The sequence below is a fragment of the Bacteroides sp. D22 genome (genome assembly GCF_000163675.1).
In the GTDB taxonomy this organism is placed as follows: domain Bacteria; phylum Bacteroidota; class Bacteroidia; order Bacteroidales; family Bacteroidaceae; genus Bacteroides; species Bacteroides xylanisolvens.
The window spans coordinates 221,663-237,639 of the sequence record NZ_GG774797.1 but is presented as its reverse complement, the minus strand read 5'-3'; the positions used below and the strand labels follow the sequence as shown (position 1 = coordinate 237,639).

Here is a 15,977-nt window from a genome sequence, read left to right as displayed (position 1 = left end):
ATCATAGGATTTAGCGTTTGATATTGATTTCGACTTTCGGGCGTAACGGATCATTTGTTATCATCAGGATACGTAAATGATGCTTCTTATTACCTACGTCACGCTTACGAATAGTTACTTTGAGCTTCGTCATTCCATCCGGAGGAAGGACTGTCTTCTTCAGGCTCACTCCTACCGATGAATTGAATACCTGCAACTTACTGATGACTAACGGAGTCTTTCCGGAATTAGCTATCAATATATCATGGCTTACCTTATTCTTCTTTATCAACGGGATACTAAGATCAATATCCGTTTCCGAAATGTGCATGGCAGGAGCGTTCAAAGAATCTTTTTCCGTCATACGTGAGAAGTCGGGAAGAAGAATGGCCGAAACCGGTATTTCATTATCTTCGCTCACCTTATCACCGGAGAAACGGGAAAGGTAGACAGAAGTCTGTGTCAATCCGTAATCTTTTAGCTGGCTTGCATCCAGCGTCAGTTTGATAGTTCCTTTCTTGCCTTTCAACAAGACTTTGGGTTCCGCTTCCATTTTCAGATAAGGAGGCAGATGCATCAATACCGGTTCGTAAGGACGATCCGAAAGATTGGCGATATCAAAGGTCAATGAAGGCTGCTGTCCGCGATAGACATCGGGGAAAGCAAACTCATCACGATCTAAACGAATATTTCCGATTGTATAAGGAAGTAGCTTTGTATAATCTTTTATTTCCTGCACTACTTCACCGGTAAACTTCAGATAGACCAAGCTCGGACTGGCATTGCTATATATTCCTATCGACTTTTCAAAATGTCCTAACGCTTTTGCGTCAAAAGAAGCTTTTACGACTCCTTTTCCTCCCGGAGCAATCGGTTCTTTGGTCCAGTCGGCCACGGCACAGGCACAAGAGGTTGTGACGTTGGTCAGTACCAATGGCTGGTTTCCCGTGTTAGTGATGGTATATTCCACTGTCACCGGACGTTTCCACTCAATTTGTCCGAAGTTATGTGTCTCTTTATTTGAAGAGATACGAGGTTGGGCAACGGCTGCCAAAGCGACAGTAAGTAAAGATAATATAGATAGTAAACTACGTTTCATGCGATATTTTTTATTTTGGTGCACAAATGTAGGGGTTTTAGATGAGTTTTTCACCACAGATTACACAGATTAACACAGATTGGGAAAAGACTTTACTTAATAGCAGTCCTTGTAAGCCCCTGTTTATAAGAAAAAAGTTCCTCACCGACGAAGGATGCCTTCATCGGTGAGGAACGCCTCGCTCGTCGGTGAGAATAAAAATCCCCTGCCGGAACTATTTAATAATAATTGTCATCGAAGCAGAATGCGAAGCGTATTCCGGTGCATAAGCACACTGCATAGTTGCCAAACCTGTTTCGTAAGTTCCTGCACGACTGACACGGTAACTATATTCCAACACGTATACACCCTTTCCTAAATGATCGAAGAAGAAATTAGTCGATGCATCTTTGATGTCTACGTAATAGCCAAGCCCGTTGTTCCAACGATAACCGGAGATACTGCCGATCGGTTCGAAACAAGCGCCCCGCTGATCTTTCAACTGTACAAAGTCCATCGGACGGTCTACGCGGATGCTCAAACGGGAAACGACTTTATCACCTACCTGAAGAACCGTTTTGGCAGTAATAGGCTGTAATTGAGGCACGTTATTCATCGTACGCTCCACATACAACTGTTTCTCAACATTCAGGTCGCCGCCCTGTTGTTTCACATCACTGACAGGAGATTCAAATTCTGCATACACAGCTCCCCAAGCAATACCCGGATTTCTCTTTTCCACTTCAATCTTGCGGGCATCCACCACATTCTTCTGTGTGAAAGAACGTTTGATATATCCCAATCCAGGAACAGTCGTTTTACTTGGACTAACAGTTTCCAGCACTTCATTAGCAATCACAATCCGTACATCTCCCTGATTGTCGAGTAAATTAGCGCCCTTCATCAGCAATGCAAATACCGCATCGGCAGTAGCTACCGGAGAATTCCACTGTTGTGTCTGCTTTTGCTTCAACAACCAAAGTTTCATTTCTTCCACTGTATCGGTATTGCCACCTGTCTGTTCCAGCGCTTCCATCACATCTACATGAGCCTGCATCTGCATTCCGCCCCATGTATATGGATTCTCGTTGAAAGCAAAGAACATTCCCTGTTCATCTGTCTTCGTCAGATGTTCTTTCAGAGAAGCGACAAATTCCTGCGCTTCCTTCTTGCGTCCGGCTTTATCAAGCACAATGGCGGCAATCGCTTTTGTATCCATCGAAGGAGAAGTCAGCAATTCTCCTACCTTAGAAAGATAATAGGTATAAGCCGCTTTATTGGCTGCGGGTACCTGCTCTCCCGAAATAGCGATGAGATACAAATATTGCAGAATACTGCCCGAAACGCCAGTAAACTTCACACCGTCTTTCTGTGCTTTCAGGATTTCCTTATACTCGTCCAAAGCTGATTGATGAAGGTAAGCGAAAGCCTTCTGTTGCAAGGAAAGAGCCGATCCGCTTAATTTCTCACCTGTCAGCATAGCCAGACGGGCATTCAGTTCGGCGATATAGGTAGTTACAGATCGACTCCCGTTCATTCCTTTATACCAGGACCATGCCCCATTTGAGTTCTGTAACTCCTGCAATCGAGTCAAAGCTGCGATATTATTACTACGGATGTTATTCAAATCAAACAAGGTGGCGATGCGCTCTTTCTGTTGCTCTTCCGTCTGTGCTTCGAGTACCCAGGGAGACTCGGACAAAATGATATTCTTCACTTCCTGATTCTTTTGCAGATTGCTCAAGAACGTTTCTTTCGTACCTCCTTGCAGTTTCCAACTTTCAAATACCGCTTTGATCTTCGGCTGACTGTTCATGATAAACGAAGCCAATGTATTGGCATAGTAGGCAGTAGCCCAGGAAATAGCGTTATTACTTGTCGGAAGACTCAATGAAGGCAATGCCTGAACGGCATACCAAGCCGGGTTTCCTGTAAATTCAACAGTTAGTTTACGATCTGTGGCTGTTTTACTTTGTTGATTGAACAGATGATCGAGTGAGAAAGTACGGGTTTCTTCTCCACGCACTGGCATTGGAAGTGTCTCCACCAAATGCTCTTTATTGCTAAGAACCGGAAGCAACTGTTGTTCTCCATCGCTGAAAGTACCACTGTCGGCAATCATCCGGCATCCCACTATTTCGTATTTATCACTAACGATAAACTGGAAGTCCACACCCATTGTCTTTCCGGCAGCAAGGCTGAATTTCTGTTTTTGTGTACTGATAACCTTCTCTGTCATCGGGTCAAAAAGGACCAGACTGACCGTTCCGGCTTGCGGCTTACCAGTCATATTAGAGATAGAAGCTGCCAGAGAAGTCTTATCACCCACACGCACAAAACGAGGGAGATTAGGAGTCAGCATAAATTCTTTGCTTGTGGTAGCTTCGCCATCCAATGTTCCCGTCAACATTCCCTTTGTATGAGAATATCCACGGAAGTTCCAACGCGTCAGACTTTCAGGCATCGTGAATGAGAAAGAGATCTCTCCCTGTTCATTGGTGCGAAGTTGAGGATAGAAGAATGCTGTTTCTGCTAAATTGGTACGCAAGTCAGCAGATGCTTCGGGAAGCATTTCGTTGTCAGATGCCTCATCCGCTTTTTCTCCCGTGGGTATCATTTCCGATTGAAATTCAACATTAGTCATGGCATCAGCAGCCATAGCCGATTTCATCTTTGGCGCATTACTCCTTAAAGTTGCAACGTCCAATGTCGAAACGCTACCTGTCACCGTCAACTTTCTCGTCAAGCCATATCCTCTCACTATTACTTCACCCAAATCTCTTCCATTATTATAATAGTCCGATAGCATCACAAAATGGTCATACTCCAGTGATGGCACTTTGAGACTCTTCGTATTCCACCAGTAGTTGAATGAATTATTGCCGGAATATCCACTCATCCAGTTAGAATATGGGACAATCTGGTTATAATAGATTTGGAAATTCTGTTGCCGATTCCATATTTTATCCAAGGAAGCATCATACATCGTTGCCAGCATTTCCGCGTTAGCAGCTTGTCCTTGCGGCGTTTTAATCGTCAGCTTCCATTCTTCCTTTTGTCCCGGACGCAATTTATCACGGAACACTTCCCACTTCATAGTCAGTGTCTTATCAGGAATCCGTTTGGTCAGCCGCACCTGTTCCTGATAAACCTGTCCGTCCCTCACCATACAGAGATTCACAAAGACACCATCCCCATAACTTTCCCGATATGGATACTCGAAACGTACAATCGTATCTGACAAATTCAACGTCTTGCTCTCCAGCAATTTATCACCGGAAAATACATTCATCATCACATAAGCATCTTTTTTCGACGTACCGAAACAGAACACGGCCGGATGGGCAGCATCAAATTCCGTATTTGCACCATAGAACCACATCGTCGTTTCTACAGGCGGACGTTTGTCCTCAACAGAGAAAAGAATCGTGTTGGTGTCAGCAGTCACTTCCTTGCCCTGATTATCTTTCACTGATGCTTTCAGCACATAAGGTCCCGATGGAAGATTCTTCCAGTCAAGCGTCATGTCTTCATTAGAAGTAAAGGTTCCCGTTGCAACCGGTTTCTCTTCCAACTGCTTAAAGTCCTTGTCTTTGGCAGGGTACAAGTAATAATTCCCCTTCACCTCCACAGGTTGTCCATTCAGGTTCTGCACTTTAAACATTGTTTCGAAGGGTTGATCCTTGCAAGTCTTATCTTGCAATTCCACCTGCAAAATCAACGAACGGTTTCCTGCCGAAATCACGTCCGTAGAAGATTGTGTTTCACCTGCCACATTGGTAACAGTGGCCTCAATGGAATAACGATAATATACCTTATCATTATTCTTATAAGAGTCACTTTCCTGCAAACGAACCGGTATCGTGAATTCTCCATTCTCATTGGCCATCACTTCACCGGAAGCAATCTGCACAGATTCCGCAAACCGCCAAAGGCTATATGCAGAACGCTTTACCGTATATTTCACCGGAAGATCCTGAAGCAGCACACCACTATAAGATTGTACCTTACCCTTCACCTGTACCTCATCACCCAGTTTGTAACTTCCTTGTTGCTTTTCAAAAGTGATATCAAATGTCGGACGTTTATAATCTTCTACCCGAATGCCTGTATGGTCTCTTCCCGCTTTCAAAGAAAACATTCCGTTCAAACAGGCCGAAGGCAATGCGAAATCGGTGGTAAACGAACCGAACTCATTGGTACGTACCGACTTCTGCCCTACTTCCTGATTGTTTACATCCAATAAAGTCACCGTATATTCCTTGTTCGGAAGTACATTCGCCGTATCCGATTGTTGAGAATAAGCAATTCCCTTCACATACACAGTCTGTCCGGGACGATACAAAGAACGGTCGGTCAATAAAGTCATATTTTCAGTCACTTTATCTTCGTCGCCGTAATATCCGTAACTTCCTGCATAAATGCCTTGTTTCGGCATTGCCGTATCCGTCCCCTTGGAAGCTTTCAGATAGCGGTATTCGGATTTCCAGGGAAATACGACCTTACCCTCTTCGTTTGTCGTAAACTCCTGCAACACTTTTTCGTCATTACTGTACATCGTCACTTTCGCATGGGGAATAGGATACCCTGTCTGTCCATCCAGCGTCACCACTTGATACTGTTTGTCCGGCAAACGGCATGTCAGCACTTTGAAACGTGTTACATCAAACTTGCTTTCACTATCTCTCTTCGCACGAATATCCGGTATGATACGCATCACGTAAGATCCAAGTTCAGGAGCTTTGAATGTAAACACAGTGTCCTGCGTCTGATAATCTTTCGGACGAAGCACAGCGTAATGTTGTTCCTTTATCAGTTTCTTCGCCTGATAAAGACGGACAGTGAAACCATCCAGATTTTTGTGTGAGACCCTTAATTCTATCTCTTCGTTCGGAAAAGCCAAATCGGATGCATTAACATTCAAATAAGGAGCCAATATCTCTTCCCGAAGATTCTTCAAAGCATTGATTCTGCGATAGCCTGGATAAAGGCGGATTGCCTCATCGCAAAGCTGCAATGCATTGAGCTGCTGTTGTTTTCCAATAGTATACCGGGCTTCTGCCAAATAGACTTCGGCACAGATCGGTTCGGAAGCATACTTGCTTTTCAATGTGTTCAAAGCTTTCAGATAAGTATCTTCCGTCAGTACCGGAAGTTCGCCCTTAGCCTGCAGAGGTCGAATATTCCGATCAGCATTCCATCTCCATTCCAGGTAGTTAAGTGCTGTCAACACATAACCTTCTTTTAATCCGGTTGCTTTATAAGCGGGAATCATATTCCCATAAATAGCTATTATATCTTGTTTGACCGGATTCACAGTACCGTCATTAGTAATCCTGTTACTCAATTCTTCCACCCGTTGCAGTGCTTCAATGCTACGGGAAGCCAATAAATGATACATATCATGGTGATAGTATTCGCTCGTTTCCCCCAGTTCTACAAAAGGAATATAGCCGCGTGAGGACGTTTTGAGCAGCAATACAGAATCGGCCAATGCCTCCTTTATATTTGTCCGCACTTTTTCGATGAACATATTGGCTGTCCATTCACGCATATCGGTAGCAGGTGTCTGGTCTACGATTTCTGTCCGTTGGCGGAGTTGCCACTGATTGCTGGCTGCATAATCTGCATAGATTCCCGCTATCAAAGAGTGTAGGATGGCGCGATCCATTGGTTGGTCAGTCTGTTTCACCCATTGTTCCAGTCCTTTCAAATCAGCGTAAAGACTGTCGGGATTCAACATTTCCCGATATTTCATCCGCCACGTATATGCTTTAAGCATTTGTGGAGAGTTTTTCTCTTTTTCCCCTTTCTGATAAATCTCATCAGTCAGTTTTATCACAGTCTTAGGCAAGCTCTTTTTCTCCGCTTGCTCCACTTCTTTCCATAATTTGTCGAAAGTTTGTGCCTGTACCGCCGGAATCACTCCCAACCATAGCAGCACCATCATACAAATTTGCTTTACTTTCATAATCTTTCTAGTTTAAGTTTGCTATAAGTCTCACTCTTATAAATAACAAAGTAAGGAAATAAAGTTTAAAGATTTGTACTTTTTAGCTTAAAAAAAGCTTTTATCAAGCTATCAGCCCCATACCATATTGTATAAACATTAGCCTATTAATCAACTCGCTCTGGAATAAAATAAAAAGTCCAAAAACTGCCACTCGGTTTATTATTTAATTGAAAAGTTTATCTTCTGCAATAAGATTCACCTATCTCTTACAAGTTCATAAATGCAAAAGTATCTTGCACCTTACACTAAACCAGCGATAGTCAACTGATATACAAGTATTTGAAGCAGTGCAAGATACCGTTGCAGATGCGTGCAAGATAGAGGTATCTTACACACTGTCTCGTTTATAAGAATCCGGGCATATTCATAGAAGACACTCAATAATTTGCAGCACCTCTACATAAAATGGCTTGTTCATGCCGGTGAACAAGCTGTTTTATGCCTTGAGACCAACAGTTTCAAGTAATGAAACTACCAGTTTCACACCGGAAAACTAAGTGTTTAATACCTTGAAACTAAGTGTTTCAAGCGTATGAAACAAACTGTTCACAAGCTTGAAACTGATTTTCCCCTATGGAGAAGCCAATCGAAACCTTACGGAATACAATTAATTCATCCGTATCTATTATCTCGTTCAGCCTGTTATTCCAGATAATATTACGCCAGTTATCAGACACAAATACATCATCTTTCATGTATTAGTACCAGACAAATCAGCATACAACTTACTATAAATCAACTATTAAGCACTTATTACAGGTATAATTGTAGGGTGAGAGTAAAAATTACCCTCACCCTACAATCACAGTTACCCTCACCCTTTGTAACATCGATGAACAAAGGCTTTCAAGTGATTCGGTGAGGGTGTGATAGTAAAATCAGCCAAACTCGCATGTGATACATTCCAGCCCAAGTGGCAAAAGACAGTGTACCCAAACACAGAAATTAAAGGAGGAACTGACACTGAAACAGATCCCCCGCCACAGTTGTTAGCTAAAACAACTCTATATAAAATTTTAGATATAAAAAATGGGGATATCGTATTTAATAACGTATCCCCACTCTAAACTTAGTTAATGTACTTGTTCTCATTTCTCAATTCTGTACCCCCATGAAAGCATTTCATTACGACCTACTTCACTAAGGATTTTTCTAACTAAAGAACCCATTTTCTTTGCCATAATCTTTAAACCTTTTAAATTACTAATTCCTGAAAACTAAAAAATAAAACTTACTTGTTTGGTTTGGTATTAATTGTTGAATATCCCCAAACATGTACATCGGCTTCGCCGATCTTTCTAAACAATCTTTTTAAACTTTTCATTTTGTTATCCTCCTAATTACATGTTTTACAACACAAAAATACAGCCTTTGTTTATACATTGATCTAAAAAAGAGAGAAATTTATGTTTTATAGCATATTTCTTGATTTGCATCAATTAATTTATTTGTTATAAAGCAGAATTGTAATATACGCTGCAATAAATATGAAAAAAGGCACAGATGAAATATCATCCGTGCCTTCACTATGGTCACCTATTATATAATAGGAGAATATTTATATAAAGAGAAATACGTTATTTCATTGGAGTTTGCTCCAAAGTTGCCACCAGGAAGTCATAGAACTTCTGTACGGTAGGAATCAACGCTCTTTCGTCCGGTGAATGCGGTGAACGCAAAGTCGGACCAAAAGAAATCATGTCCAATCCCGGAATAATAGCACCGATAATACCACATTCCAAGCCAGCGTGAATCACTTTCACTGCAGGTTCTACACCAAACTGTTGTTTATAGGATGACTTCATCGCATGCAAAATCGGAGAATTTACATCAGGTTGCCAACCGGAATATCCGCCTGCCATCTCTACCTTCATCCCTGCCATAGAGAAACAAGACTCCAGGCTGGTAGTCAGATATTCTTTCATGCTATCGCTTGAACTGCGAGCCAGAATCTTAATGGCTGCCTTTCCTTCACCAATCGTTATAATAGCAAGGTTGGAAGAAGTTTCTACCGTATCTGGAACAGTAGGGATCATACGTGTCACACCGTTCTGACAAGCAAAGATTGCATCAATCAGATTGTCCTGAATTTCTTCAGGTACTTCACCGGCAGGAAGTTCTACACGTTCAGCCGTAAAACTGATCGGAGTTTCAATAGCTGAATATTCTTCGTTGAACAGGTTTTCGCAGTATTTCACCAAGCCCAGCAGTTCTTCTTCATTTTCAGCCGGAATGGTAATAACCGCATGTGCTTCACGCGGGATAGCATTACGCATATTACCACCTTCCCAGCTAGCCAAACGGGCTTCATAGCTGGCAACCGCTTCACGAACGAAACGAACCAGCAACTTATTGGCATTGGCACGTCCTTCATTGATTTCCAATCCCGAATGTCCGCCGCGTAATCCTTTCAAAGTAACTTTCACTGCGATATCTCCTGCTTCGGGAGCTACTTCCTTATATTCCAGGGTAGCAGTTACGTCCATACCTCCGGCACAACCGATATACAATTCACCTTCATCTTCGGAATCCAGATTCAAAAGGATTTCACCGTTCAGGGTACCCGGCTTCAAGCCAAATGCACCGTACATGCCGGTTTCTTCGTCTTTAGTGACAAGAGCTTCCAGAGGGCCGTGTTTCAGGTCTTTTGCTTCCAGCACGGCCATGATGGCAGCTACTCCCAGTCCGTTGTCCGCACCCAAAGTAGTACCTTTTGCCTTTACCCAGTCACCGTCTATATAAGTTTCAATCGGATCTTTTTCAAAATCGTGTACAGTATCGTTGTTCTTCTGCGGAACCATATCCATGTGCGCCTGAAGAATTACACCTTTCCGGTTTTCCATACCCGGAGTCGCCGGTTTACGGATAATTACATTACCTGCTTCGTCTACAAAAGACTCCAGACCCAAACCTTTTCCGAAACCTAGAAGAAATTCTGTTATTTTTTCCATGTGTCCTGACGGACGAGGAATCTGTGTCAACGAATAAAAATGCTTCCACACGTTTTGTGGAGCTAAAGAAAGAATGGTACTCATAATAAATATTTTAAAACGATTTTAAATCTAATAATTAAACAGTGCCAAGTTATGGAAAAGTTTTCAGATGACAAAGGACGTCAGCAAAAACATTTAAGAATACACACTTTTAGCTAAAATTTCACCCTCGATGTCTGTTAGTGAACGACAGGACAGCAAAACCATAGATACCCAACAGAACAACCAGAAAGGTTTGAATACCATGCACAATCAGGGCAAAGATTCCGGCATCCGTCACATTTACCCCATAAAGCATCATCATAGAAATGATAGCGAAATGCCACGGTCCCGCCCCGTTGGGAGTAGGCACAATCACGGCAAACGTACCACCTACAAACATGACCAATGCTGCCAGAATTCCTAAATGTGCCGTAAAGGCGAAGCAATAGAATGTGAAATAGAAATGGAGAAAATAACACGCCCAAATGGCCAGTGTATAAAAAATAAAGAGAGGAATGTTGCGTACTCCCTTTAAAGACATAATCCCCTCCCATATATTAAGTACAAAGCCTTTCACCCGTTCATAGAAGAACAGCGTTTTTCTTAAATAATAAAGAAGGATCGCCACACCGATAAAACAAAACAGGATGATATAAAACCATACCGAAGTCAGGAGATGAACAAGAGAAGGGATTTTTGTTCCGGTCTGTTGAAGAAAGGTGACGAATATCGGTAATTGAAGCAAGACTGTGATGCCTGTGATGAGAAGAATCGTCAATGTATCGACCAATCGCTCCGTAACGACTGTTCCCAACGACTTGGCAAACGAGACGTTATCATATTTCGCCAAGACCCCGCAGCGGCTCACTTCCCCGATCCGGGGAACTACCAGACTGGCGGCATAAGAAATGAAGATAGCATTCACGCAATCGCTCTTTTTCGGGAAAGCGTCCAACGGTTCCAGTGTCTGCCTCCACCGCCATCCACGAAAGACTTGCGCGAACACCCCGAACACTAATGAGAAGAGCATCCACCACCAATTTGTACCGTGTAATAATACATCGCCCGCTTTTGTAAAATCAAAGTCGCGATACACCCAGAATAAGATAAAGCCGCCTAAAACAACCGGTAATATCAGTTTCAGCGTCTTTTTTAATAGTTTCTTCATCCTTAATTCTTCATTAGCTTCGCTGACACATCATTTATTTTTTAATAAATAGTGGTACGTTCTTCATTTAAAAGAATTACCTTTGTCGACTGCAAAAGTAATTATTTAGTTGGTAAATGAAATTAGTAAAGCCTAAAAAGTTTCTCGGACAACACTTTCTGAAAGATCTGAAAGTTGCACAAGATATTGCCGATACTGTCGACACCTTCCCTGAACTGCCTATTTTGGAGGTGGGACCGGGCATGGGAGTATTGACCCAGTTTTTGGTGAAAAAAGACCGGTTGATAAAGGTCGTAGAAGTTGACTATGAGTCGGTTGCCTATCTTCGCGAAGCTTATCCGTCGTTGGAGGACCACATCATCGAAGATGACTTTCTGAAAATGAACCTTCACCGGCTATTCGACGGCAAACCTTTCGTACTGACCGGTAATTATCCATATAACATCTCCAGCCAGATCTTTTTCAAGATGCTAGACAACAAAGATATCGTCCCCTGCTGTACGGGAATGATTCAAAAAGAGGTAGCCGAACGTATTGCAGCCGGACCGGGCAGCAAGACTTACGGTATCCTTAGCGTATTGATTCAGGCATGGTATAAAGTGGAATACCTATTCACAGTGAGTGAGCACGTGTTTAATCCGCCTCCCAAAGTGAAAAGTGCTGTTATCCGCATGACGCGCAACGAAACTAAAGAATTGGGATGTGACGAGAAACTGTTCAAACAGGTAGTGAAAACGACTTTCAACCAACGACGCAAAACATTGCGCAACTCTATTAAACCTATTTTAGGCAAAGATTGTCCACTCACGGAGAACATCTTATTTAATAAACGTCCGGAACAACTATCGGTAGCAGAATTTATCGACCTGACCAATAAAGTGGAAGAAGCATTAAAGACGGCAGGCAACAACCTATAACCGATCTACGGGCAGCAGTAAGCAGAGAACTGGATTTTGTAATTCGTAATTTGTAATTGACAACGATGAACGAGGAATACATTGACAACGTTAAACACCTTATTGAGCAAAAAGATGCCGATACGGTAAAAGGGCTTCTCATCGACCTCCATCCGGCCGACATTGCCGAATTGTGCAATGACCTGAATCCGGAAGAGGCTAAATTCATCTATCGCCTGCTCGATAATGAAATTGCCGCCGACGTGCTTGTCGAAATGGACGAAGACGCTCGTAAAGAACTGCTCGAAATGCTTCCTTCGGAGACAATCGCCAAACGCTTCGTTGACTACATGGACACGGATGATGCCGTAGACCTGATGCGTGAACTCGATGAAGACAAGCAGGAAGAGGTTCTTTCGCACATCGAAGACATCGAACAGGCAGGAGACATCGTCGACTTGTTGAAATACGACGAAAATACCGCCGGTGGTTTGATGGGTACGGAAATGGTACTCGTCAACGAAAACTGGAGTATGCCCGAATGTCTGAAAGAGATGCGGCAACAGGCGGAAGAGCTGGACGAAATCTATTATGTATATGTCATCGACGATGACGAACGTCTGCGAGGTATCTTCCCGCTCAAAAAGATGATTACTTCCCCTTCTGTATCCAAAGTGAAACACGTGATGCAGAAAGATCCGATTTCGGTACACGTAGATACTCCCATTGACGAGGTAGTACAGGCGATTGAGAAGTACGACTTGGTGGCTATCCCCGTTGTCGACAGTATCGGTCGGCTTGTGGGACAAATCACCGTCGACGACGTCATGGATGAAGTCCGTGAGCAGTCGGAACGTGACTACCAGTTGGCATCCGGTCTTTCGCAGGACGTAGAAACGGACGATAATGTATTGAGACAGACCACCGCCCGCCTCCCCTGGTTATTAATCGGTATGATCGGCGGAATCGGCAACTCTATGATATTGGGTAATTTCGACTCCACCTTTGCTGCCCATCCCGAAATGGCACTGTACATCCCGCTAATCGGTGGTACAGGAGGAAATGTCGGAACACAATCTTCGGCAATCATCGTACAGGGTTTGGCAAACAGCTCGCTGGACGCTAAAAATACCTTCAAGCAGATTACCAAGGAATCGGTAGTAGCTTTAATTAATGCCACTATTATCTCCTTATTAGTATACACCTACAACTTTATCAGGTTCGGCGCAACGGCTACGGTCACCTATTCCGTATCCATCAGCCTGTTTGCCGTGGTAATGTTCGCTTCTATTTTCGGGACACTGGTACCGATGACGCTGGAGAAGTTCAAAATCGATCCAGCCATTGCAACAGGTCCGTTTATAGCCATTACAAATGACATCATCGGAATGATGTTGTACATGGGAATAACCGTTTTATTGTCATAAAAACACGATAAACAAAAAAAAATAAGCAAAATAGTATGAAGTAATCGTTTTATTTCATTAATTTGTGACCCAAAACTAATATACAATGATGGACGCTCATGACACTAATCAACCCTTGAACCAAGGGGAATTAGAAGAAGAAAAGAAAACAGTCGAGGTTTCTGAAGCTATTACAGAGACTCCGGCTGAAGATGTTACTGCCGAAGTTCAACCTGAAGCAGCTCCTAAACCTGCCACTAAGGAAGATGTACTAAACCAGCTAAAAGAGCTTGCGCAAGACGCTGAAAATGCGAACAAGCAGGAAATTGACAATCTGAAACAATCATTCTACAAGTTACATAATGCCGAGTTGGAAGCTGCTAAGGTACAGTTTACAGACAACGGTGGAAACATTGAAGATTTTGTTGCCGAAGAGGACCCGACGGAAGAAGAATTCAAACGCCTGATGGGGGTTATCAAGGAAAAACGCAGCAAACAGGTTGCCGAGCTGGAACGCCAAAAGGAAGAAAACCTGCAAGTGAAACTTTCCATTATTGAAGAACTGAAAGAATTGGTGGAATCCGGAGATGACGCCAACAAATCTTATACGGAGTTCAAGAAGCTGCAACAGCAATGGAATGATACGAAACTGGTGCCGCAAGGTAAAGTGAATGAACTTTGGAAAAACTATCAATTATATGTAGAGAAGTTCTACGATTTATTGAAACTGAACAATGAATTCCGCGAATATGACTTCAAAAAGAATCTGGAAATCAAAACGCATCTCTGCGAAGCTGCCGAAAAGTTGGCTGACGAGGAAGATGTTGTTTCCGCTTTCCACCAACTTCAGAAGTTGCATCAGGAGTTCCGCGATACAGGTCCGGTAGCCAAAGAACTGCGTGATGAAATCTGGAACCGGTTTAAAGCAGCTTCTACCGCTGTCAACCGCCGCCATCAGCAGCACTTCGAATCGTTGAAAGAAGCCGAACAGCATAATTTGGATCAAAAGACCGTCATCTGCGAAATCGTTGAAGCGATTGAGTATGATGAACTGAAAACATTCTCTGCCTGGGAAAACAAGACCCAGGAAGTGATTGCCCTACAAAACAAATGGAAAACCATTGGTTTTGCGCCGCAAAAGATGAATGTGAAGATCTTCGAGCGTTTCCGCCATGCCTGCGATGATTTCTTCAAGAAGAAAGGAGAATTCTTCAAGAGCCTGAAAGAAGGAATGAACGAGAATCTGGAAAAGAAGAAAGCGCTCTGCGAAAAAGCGGAAGCCTTGAAAGACAGTACAGACTGGAAAGTAACTGCCGATGCACTGACCAAACTTCAAAAAGAATGGAAGACCATCGGACCGGTTGCCAAAAAACACTCGGATGCAATCTGGAAACGGTTTATCACAGCTTGCGACTACTTCTTCGAACAAAAGAACAAAGCTACTTCTTCACAACGTTCTGTAGAAACAGAGAATATGGAAAAGAAGAAAGCGTTGATCGAGAAGTTATCCGCTATTGATGAAAGCATGGATACCGAAGAAGCAAGTACCTTGGTTCGGGATTTAATGAAAGAGTGGAACTCTATCGGTCATGTGCCGTTCAAAGAAAAAGATAAGTTATACAAGCAGTATCACGGAATCATCGATCAGCTATTCGACCGCTTTAACATCAATGCTTCCAACAAGAAGTTAAGTAACTTCCGTTCGAATATCAGCAATATCCAGGGAAGCGGTACTCAATCTCTGTACAGAGAACGTGAAAAGCTGGTACGCACTTATGAGAATATGAAGAATGAGCTTCAGACTTATGAGAACAATCTAGGCTTCCTGACTTCTACTTCTAAGAAAGGCAGCAGCCTGTTGACTGAATTGAACCGCAAGGTAGATAAGTTGAAAGCAGACTTGGAACTGGTATTACAAAAGATCAAAGTAATCGATGAATCAATAAAAGCAGAAGAATAAGAGTTCTGCCCGATTTAGAAAAATTAGAAACAGGTTTTATACTCACTTGAGCTATAAAACCTGTTTTTCTTTTCTACTAAACAAGACGACAGCCAGTTTAAGGATTTATTCTTTATCAATCAACTTCACGGCTTTTCATAAGATTAGCGTTTTTCGGACTATCAACATGCATTCGTATCACCGAATTTGCCACCGAGGAACTGTTTTTTTAAAACTTCCAGTGACCTATAATGTGACCTCTTGATGGTGAGAAGTTTAGAGGGCTCAGTTGTAATTCTTGGGGGATTAAGTTTAGTCAATTCCCTTCATGCATATACCTTTGCTAGCCTAAAAAGGAAGAAGCTCATATCCACTACTCCTCTAAATGATGCCCTAAATGCTTTGATTTTAGCATTAAATGCTTCCGCTGCTGCATTTGTACTCCTGTTCACAAAGAAGTTCAAAATCCTTTCATAATGGTTCTCAATAGAGTTTGCTACTGTTGTGAATGTATCGTATCCAT

9 protein-coding genes are annotated in these 15,977 nt (G+C 42.6%); 3 read left to right on the top strand and 6 right to left on the bottom strand.

The genetic code is table 11. The annotated features are described in order from the left end of the window. Positions 1–10 precede the first annotated feature (10 nt). From HMPREF0106_RS20520 to HMPREF0106_RS20535, 5 genes are all read right to left on the bottom strand, one after another. Positions 11–1,078 carry a DUF1573 domain-containing protein gene (locus HMPREF0106_RS20520; protein WP_004301426.1) on the bottom strand — a complete coding sequence of 356 codons (1,068 nt, stop codon included), beginning with the start codon at positions 1,076–1,078 and terminating at the stop codon, positions 11–13. Positions 1,079–1,292: 214 nt separating this feature from the next. After that, positions 1,293–7,028, bottom strand: coding sequence for an alpha-2-macroglobulin family protein (locus tag HMPREF0106_RS20525; protein WP_004312096.1), 5,736 nt, complete (start codon positions 7,026–7,028; stop codon positions 1,293–1,295). Between the two features lie 566 nt (positions 7,029–7,594). Further along, a complete protein-coding gene (locus HMPREF0106_RS27340) occupies positions 7,595–7,765 on the bottom strand; it encodes a hypothetical protein (protein ID WP_004301421.1) in 171 nt (56 codons plus the stop codon). 882 nt (positions 7,766–8,647) lie between these two features. Continuing rightward, on the bottom strand, positions 8,648–10,105 hold the full coding sequence (locus HMPREF0106_RS20530) for an aminoacyl-histidine dipeptidase (RefSeq protein WP_009039042.1): 1,458 nt from the start codon (positions 10,103–10,105) through the stop codon (positions 8,648–8,650). A gap of 121 nt (positions 10,106–10,226) precedes the next feature. Next, positions 10,227–11,213 (bottom strand): lysylphosphatidylglycerol synthase transmembrane domain-containing protein, encoded by a 987-nt coding sequence (locus tag HMPREF0106_RS20535; protein ID WP_009039041.1) that lies wholly within the window; start codon positions 11,211–11,213, stop codon positions 10,227–10,229. A 116-nt stretch (positions 11,214–11,329) separates the two neighbouring features. Between HMPREF0106_RS20535 and rsmA the strand changes: the two genes are divergently transcribed. From rsmA to HMPREF0106_RS20550, 3 genes are all read left to right on the top strand, one after another. After that, a complete protein-coding gene (gene rsmA, locus HMPREF0106_RS20540; protein WP_009039040.1) occupies positions 11,330–12,130 on the top strand; it encodes a 16S rRNA (adenine(1518)-N(6)/adenine(1519)-N(6))-dimethyltransferase RsmA in 801 nt (266 codons plus the stop codon). 65 nt (positions 12,131–12,195) lie between these two features. Continuing rightward, positions 12,196–13,536, top strand: a complete 1,341-nt coding sequence (mgtE, locus tag HMPREF0106_RS20545) for a magnesium transporter (RefSeq protein WP_004301409.1) — start codon at positions 12,196–12,198, stop codon at positions 13,534–13,536. An 85-nt stretch (positions 13,537–13,621) separates the two neighbouring features. Then, positions 13,622–15,475, top strand: coding sequence for a DUF349 domain-containing protein (locus tag HMPREF0106_RS20550; RefSeq protein WP_004315148.1), 1,854 nt, complete (start codon positions 13,622–13,624; stop codon positions 15,473–15,475). A 305-nt stretch (positions 15,476–15,780) separates the two neighbouring features. On the opposite strand, the gene HMPREF0106_RS25650 is transcribed toward HMPREF0106_RS20550, so the two are convergent. Further along, the coding region (locus HMPREF0106_RS25650; protein WP_009039039.1) for a transposase at positions 15,781–15,977 on the bottom strand (197 nt) is incomplete at its 5' end.